At 65.3% G+C, this 6332-nt stretch carries 5 protein-coding genes and 1 pseudogene; 3 read left to right on the top strand and 3 right to left on the bottom strand.

Annotation, left to right across the window (positions count from 1 at the left end; genetic code table 11):
- Positions 1 to 255: 255 nt before the first annotated feature.
- Together FJU31_RS16515 and FJU31_RS16505 are read right to left on the bottom strand one after the other, a co-directional pair.
- Positions 256 to 456, bottom strand: a pseudogene (locus tag FJU31_RS16515) (exopolysaccharide biosynthesis protein); the annotation flags it as partial.
- Between the two features lie 247 nt (positions 457 to 703).
- Positions 704 to 1366, bottom strand: coding sequence for an exopolysaccharide biosynthesis protein (locus tag FJU31_RS16505; RefSeq protein ID WP_150455698.1), 663 nt, complete (start codon positions 1364 to 1366; stop codon positions 704 to 706).
- Positions 1367 to 1534: 168 nt separating this feature from the next.
- On the opposite strand from FJU31_RS16505, the gene yidA reads away from it, so the two are divergent.
- From yidA to FJU31_RS16490, 3 genes are all read left to right on the top strand, one after another.
- Positions 1535 to 2368, top strand: a complete 834-nt coding sequence (gene yidA, locus FJU31_RS16500; protein ID WP_150455702.1) for a sugar-phosphatase — start codon at positions 1535 to 1537, stop codon at positions 2366 to 2368.
- A gap of 382 nt (positions 2369 to 2750) precedes the next feature.
- Entirely contained in the window at positions 2751 to 5057 is a 2307-nt protein-coding gene (locus FJU31_RS16495) for a TonB-dependent receptor (RefSeq protein ID WP_150455697.1), read from the top strand.
- 437 nt (positions 5058 to 5494) lie between these two features.
- On the top strand, positions 5495 to 5848 hold the full coding sequence (locus FJU31_RS16490) for a hypothetical protein (protein WP_246161399.1): 354 nt from the start codon (positions 5495 to 5497) through the stop codon (positions 5846 to 5848).
- On the opposite strand, the gene FJU31_RS16485 is transcribed toward FJU31_RS16490, so the two are convergent.
- Complete coding sequence (locus FJU31_RS16485) at positions 5838 to 6290, bottom strand: hypothetical protein (RefSeq protein WP_188115520.1); 453 nt, start codon at positions 6288 to 6290, stop codon at positions 5838 to 5840. The genes FJU31_RS16490 and FJU31_RS16485 overlap by 11 nt on opposite strands.
- Between the last annotated feature and the right edge of the window lie 42 nt (positions 6291 to 6332).

Raw genomic sequence — 6332 nt, 5'->3', positions numbered from 1 at the left:
CGGGATGGGGATCGCTCGGCTCGTCTGTCGGCGCTATCCGCAGATCCATGCTTGTCGGTCCCTCCACCCTGGCTCCTACATACCTCGTAGGAGCCGGGAGGAACATACAAGCCCATGCTCGGCTGCCTTGGCCGCTGCATCTGTAGAGTCGAGCCGTGCTCGACTGCTTTTGAGAGAAGCAGTCGAGCAAGCTCGACTCTACAAAAAGCGAGAAGCAGTCGAGCAAGCTCGACTCTACCAACGGCCAGCACGCGTTTACACAGACGCGCTGCCACCCCGCAGCCCACTGAACACCGATTCCGCCGCAAACCCCACCCCGCCCAACAGCACGCCGAAGTACACCACCGTGGCCACCACGCCATCGCGCTGGATGAACCCGACCGCAAACGACATCAGCGCAAACGCAGGCAGGGTGTTGCTCCAAGGATGAAAAGACCCTGATGGGCGCACCGGTAGGCATGGCGATGGACGCCGACGGCGCGCTGCTGGTGGCCAACGACGTAGGCGATGTCGTCTGGCGGGTCTCGGCAAAGTGACGGAAGTGTAGAGTCGAGCTTGCTCGACTGCTGTTGGCTTTGGTTGTTGTAGAGCCGAGCCCATGCTCGGCTGCCTTGACCGTTGCATCTGTAGAGTCGAGCCGTGCTCGACTGCTTTTGAGAGAAGCAGTCGAGCAAGCTCGACTCTACCAACGGCCAGCACGCGTTTACACAGACGCGCTGCCACCCCGCAGCCCACTGAACACCGATTCCGCCGCAAACCCCACCCCGCCCAACAGCACGCCGAAGTACACCACCGTGAGCACCACGAACGCATAACCCGCCGCCACCGCCGCGCCATCGCGCTGGATGAACCCGATCGCGAACGACATCAGCGCCAGCGCAGGCAGGGTGTTGCTGAAGGGAATCGGCCCCGCCGGCGCCATCAACAACAGCGTGGCAAACACCAGCGCCAGGTTGTTCAACCGCATCGTCTTCTTCGAGCGCACCATCACCGCCAGCCGCATCGGCTGCGACAGCCGCTCCATGCGGTGCACCCACTTCAGGGCCCGGCCCAGGTTGGCCTTCAACTTTTCGGTCGCCACCTCGCGCTCGGCCAGGCGGCGCGGCACCCACAGCGGGCGGTCGCGTACGCGGCTCAGGCTGATGAGCAGGATGGACGCACCGAACACCGTGCTCAGGCCGGGAATCGACACCGGAATCAGGAAGATCGCCGAGAGCAGGATCACGATCAGCATCAGCCCCTCGTCGCCCAGCGCCTGCAGCAGCGTGCCCACGCGGATCTGCTCGCCGGGCAGGCCGTGGATCAGGTCTTCGATCTGCTCGGCCAGCGGTGCGGTGTCGGTAGCCTCGGGGGCGCGGTAGGTCATGCGTCTGGATCTCCAGGGTAGGGCGGTCATGGGGGCCGTCCTGCGGTGGGGGCGCACAGGCTTGCTGAGTATCCCTGCAGCCGCGCCCGGCGGTATGAACCGCGCATGAGGCGGGCAGGTGCACGACTGACCTAAAATGGCGGTCCCCACATGCACGGTTGGACGTTGATGGACATGGGCCGCAGGCAATCGACCATCGCACTGGTCGCCATCGACATGGATGGCACCCTGCTGGACCCCGCCCATAAGCTCACCGAGCGGGCCAAGGCGGCCATCGCGCAGGCGCGCGCGCTGGGCGTGCATATCGTGCTGACCAGCGGCCGCCCCGTGTCCGGCCTGGCGCCGTTCCTGCAGGAACTGGGCATCAACGGTGACGACGACTACTGCATCGCCTGCAACGGCGGCCTGGTGCGGCGCCTGGGCACCGGCGAGAACGTGGCCGAGTTCCCGCTCAGCTTCGAGGACTTCCGCTACTGCGAACAGGTCGCGCGCGATATCGGCGTGCACTTCCAGGCCCTCGATGGCCAGCGCCTGTACACGCCCAACCAGGACATCAGCCGCTACACCGTCATCGACTCCCACCTCTCGCACGTGCCGCTGTCGTACCGCCGCGTGGAGGACATGGACCCGTCGATGTCTTTCATCAAGCTGATGATGATTGACGAGCCCGAGGTGCTGGACGCGGCCATCGGCCGCCTGCCGGCCGAACTGACCGAACGCTTCGCCGTGCTGAAGAGCGCGCCGTTCTTCCTGGAAGTGTTCGACCACCGCGCAGGCAAGGGGCCGAGCCTGCAGAAGCTGGCCGAGCACCTGGGCATCGACCGCGCCAACGTCATGGCCATCGGCGATCAGGAAAACGACCTGACCATGCTGCAGTTCGCCGGCACCAGCGTAGCGATGGGCAACGCCATCGACGCAGTGAAGGCCGTGGCGCGTTTTGAAACCTCGACCAATTGTGACAATGGCGTGGCCAAGGCCATCGAACGTTTCGTGTTGCAGTAACCCGCTGCACTGACACGTGCCAACGTCTGTTGGCACAACCGCCGCAGAGCCTTCAGCTCCGGTAGATGCCAACCTTGGTTGGCACACGCAGCCGCAAAGCGCAGACCAAGGTCGGCCTCTACCAAGCCCGCACGATACCCGGGTATAACCGCGCTGTACCACGGTGCAATGGCGCGCGCGGCACGGCAGTGCAACACTGCCGCCCGTCGAAACCACCCCATCGCATTACCCGGCAGTTGACCGTCTTCCACTGCCCCTGATCGGCGCGATCCGCGCCGCTCCCCCTTCAACGCAATCGCATTCCAGCCACTGCATCGCCGCCGGTGCTGCCACGCGCTGGGCGTGTGCCTGCGTCCTCTTCCCCCTGCACCTGGATCTGGCCATGAACACTCCACCCACGACCCTGCTCGCCCTGGCACTCAGCGCCGCCCTCGCTGCACCGGCCTACGCCGCCGAAGCCAACGACGCCCCCACTACCCTCAACGCCCTGCAGGTCATCGCCACGCCGCGCGGCGCCGCCGTCGCGCCCACGCAGGTGGTCGGCCCCAACCGCTACATCATCAACGCCAGCGATCTCGACGGCATGGTCACCGGCAACAACGGGCTGGCCATGCTCAAGGCCGTGCCCGGCGCCAGCTATACCGCCACCGATGGCCTGGGCCTGGATATTTCTGCCACCAGCCTGTTCGTGCGCGGCTTCCGCATGAATGAAATGGGCATCACCTTCGAAGGCGTGCCGTTGAACGACAGCGGCTTCCTCTCGCTCACCGGCACCAGCGTGGTGAACGTGGGTGTGCCCGATGGTATCGGCGCGATCACCGTCAGCCCGGGTGGCGCGCCGGTCAGCGTGTTTTCCAGCAGCGCCAACGGCGGCAGCCTGGAATATCGCCTGCGCGACCTGCAGGACACGCCAAGCCTGCGCATCAAGCAGGGCGTGGGCAGCAACCGCACGCTGGTCACCACGGTGTCCGCGCAGACGGGCCAGGTGGGCGAGCACGGCCCGAAAGTGCTGGTCGACCTGCAGCGCGTCTCGGCAGACAAGTACCAGGGTGCTGGCACGCAGGATTTCCTGCGCGGCAACCTGAAAGCGCAGCAGGATGTGGCCTGGGGTGACTTCACCGTGTTCGCCTCTGACAGCAAGGCCAAGGTCTGGGGCTACAACAACATCTCCTTCGACATGATCCGCAAGCTGGGCTGGAAGGCCGACAGCTTCTACCCCGATTACGCATGGGCGTACTACGTGGCCTCGCCGGAGAACACAGACAAGTCCTGCGGTGCCTATACCTGTGGCGAGCTGTCCGAACTGATTCCCTACGACACCGGCCAGATCACCCGCGACCGCGTGGCGTCCATCAACCACCGTTTCCAGATTACGCCCGCACTCAGCGGCAACGTGCAGCTGTACAACGCCAACAGCCACACCCAGGCCACGCTGACCGACCCCACCGTGCCGTCGCCCAACGGCGCGCCGTTTTCCGAACAGGTGCAGACCCCGCGGGTGAACCGTCTGGGCGGCATGGCCAACCTGCAGTTCGAGGCGGGCGCGCATACGCTCAGCGCAGGCGCCTGGCAGGAACAGAGCAAGGCCGCCGCCCGCACCGACTGGTACCAGCAGCCACTGCTGGGGCAGGGCAAGCCACTGAAGGCCACTGGCCCGTTCGATGGGTACGGCCCGGCCTTCCTCACCGACAACGCCTCGCGCTGGGTCACCCGCTCGCAGCAGTTCTATCTGCACGATGACATCGCGCTGAGCGACACGTTGAAACTGGGCGTCGGCTTCAAGGCCGTGGATTTCCGCACCGAAGGCGGCGGCCTGGGCGATGCGCCGGATCGCCCGGTATATGGGGCGCTGCGTGCCAAGGACAACTTCCTGCCGCACGTCTCGCTGTTCTGGAGCCCCAGCGACGCCACCGATGCCTTCATCGACATCGCCAACACCATGAACGGCTATCGCGTGGCCCAGCGCGGCAACATCGGTTACACCGCATCAGCGTGGACGATCAGCGACCAGGAGGAGTTCGACCGCGTGGCCGGCACGCTGCGGCCGGAAAAGAACTGGAACGTCACCGTGGGCGCAACGCATCGCTTCGAGCGGCTGACGCTGACGGGTGATGTGTTTTACAACGATATCCGCAACCGGTTGCTGTCGGCGGCTATCGGTACCCAGTTCGCGCAGATCAATACCGTGCGGCTGATGCCGAAGATGCACGTGATCGGTGCCGACCTGGGCATTACCGCAGACCTGAGTGAGCGCGTGCAGTTCTACCAGGGCGTGGCCGTGGCTCGCTCGTACTACGGCAGCGATTTCGTGGTGGGCGATACCGTGTACCCCATCAAGGGCAATGCCCAGCCCGGCTACCCGCAGGTCTCGCTGGTGAGCGATCTGTCCGCGCATTTTGGTGAGTGGCGTTTTGGTGCCACCAGCACCTCGTACCTGCGCCAGCCGTTTACGTACGAGAACGATATCCGCGTGCCCACGTTCTGGCAGGTGAACACCTATGCCGCGTACACGCTGGGGGAGGGCAGTGTGCTGCCCGGGCTGGAACTGCGGCTGGATGTAAGCAACCTGTTCAACCGCAACAACATCGGCACCGCAACGATTGCTGGCTCCTCGTTCTCCGGCGACTACCAGACGCTGCAGCGCAGCGCCCCACGGCAGGTGATGTTCAGTACGTCGATAAGCTTCTAAGTAGATCCACGCCATGCGTGGATGCTCTTCGCGCAATCCGGTAGCGCCGGGCCATGCCCGGCGGAATGTTCCCGGCGTACATAAACCCTGCTAACCAAGGTTGGCATCTACCAAAACGGCGCACGCATCACCCCATTACCGCGAATCCTGCCAACCGGCTCGCGCACGCCCCAGTAGATCTACGCCATGCGTGGATGCTCTTCGCAACCGGGGTCAGAGCCCTTTGCTTCGCAAAGGGATCCGACCCCTCGCCCTGCGCCCGCCATCCGGTAGCGCCGGGCCATGCCCGGCGGAATGTCTCCGGCGCCAGGAAAAACCTGCCAACCAAGGTTGGCATCTACCAAGGCGGGCCCTACCGCCGCACTTTGCACAACCCGCACTGATATTCCGGCACCAACGCAAGGTTCCCACAATGTTGCTGGGGCATGCTGTCCACTATGGCCCAGCCCGACCCCGTCTACCTGCCCACCCGCCCGCGTGCCCACGGGCGCCCACGCCCGGTGCCCTACGCGGCGCCGACGGTCGATCTGCAGGCCGAATACCAGTTCTGGCAGGCCTACGAGCGCTTCGTGCGCCCCCTCCCCGGCGGCGGCCTTCGCCTCGCCTGGCTGGTCTTCCAGAACGTCTACCGCGCCCGCGAACGCTTTCCCGAAGACACACACGAAGCCGCACTTGCACGCGTCCTCTTCGGCAGCAACATGACGCCGCAGCGTGCTGCCGAACTGCAGGACCTCTACGGCCTCGTCAGCCGCCGCCTCGCCACCGTCGCCGCGCGGGCCCCTAGGCCGTAGGTAGAGTCGAGCTTGCTCGACTGCTTCCCGCAGCAAGGCGCTGCGACCCCACAACTTCGCGCGGCACCACCATGTGCCCGGCCAGCGCCCGCCAGAACAGCGATTCATCGTACGCCTCGAACTCGGCCGGCACCACGATCGGCGGCGGCAGCCCGTGCTGTCGAAGCTGGCGGCGGATGCGTGCCACCTCATCGCCGCACTCCGCACCGAACAGCACCAGCTGCACGTGCGCATCGCGCAGCACGTAGGTGCGTTCAAGCCGCCGGGCAAGCCCTTGCAGCAGGAACGTGCCCACCAGGTCGTAGCGGCGCCATTCCAGTATCGATAGGCCGCTTTCCACGCTGCAGACCGATTCGGTACAGATCAACCGGCGCCGACCGATGGCGCGTGCGATGTGGTGACGGGCGGCCTGTTGGCCGCCGATGATGAGCATTCTGATCAAACCCCATGTCCTTCTGGCGGAACCCGAAGGCATGGTCAGCCG

The sequence above is a fragment of the Stenotrophomonas cyclobalanopsidis genome, assembly GCF_008710035.1.
Lineage (GTDB): Bacteria > Pseudomonadota > Gammaproteobacteria > Xanthomonadales > Xanthomonadaceae > Stenotrophomonas > Stenotrophomonas cyclobalanopsidis.
This window is presented reverse-complemented; position numbering and strand designations above follow the sequence as displayed.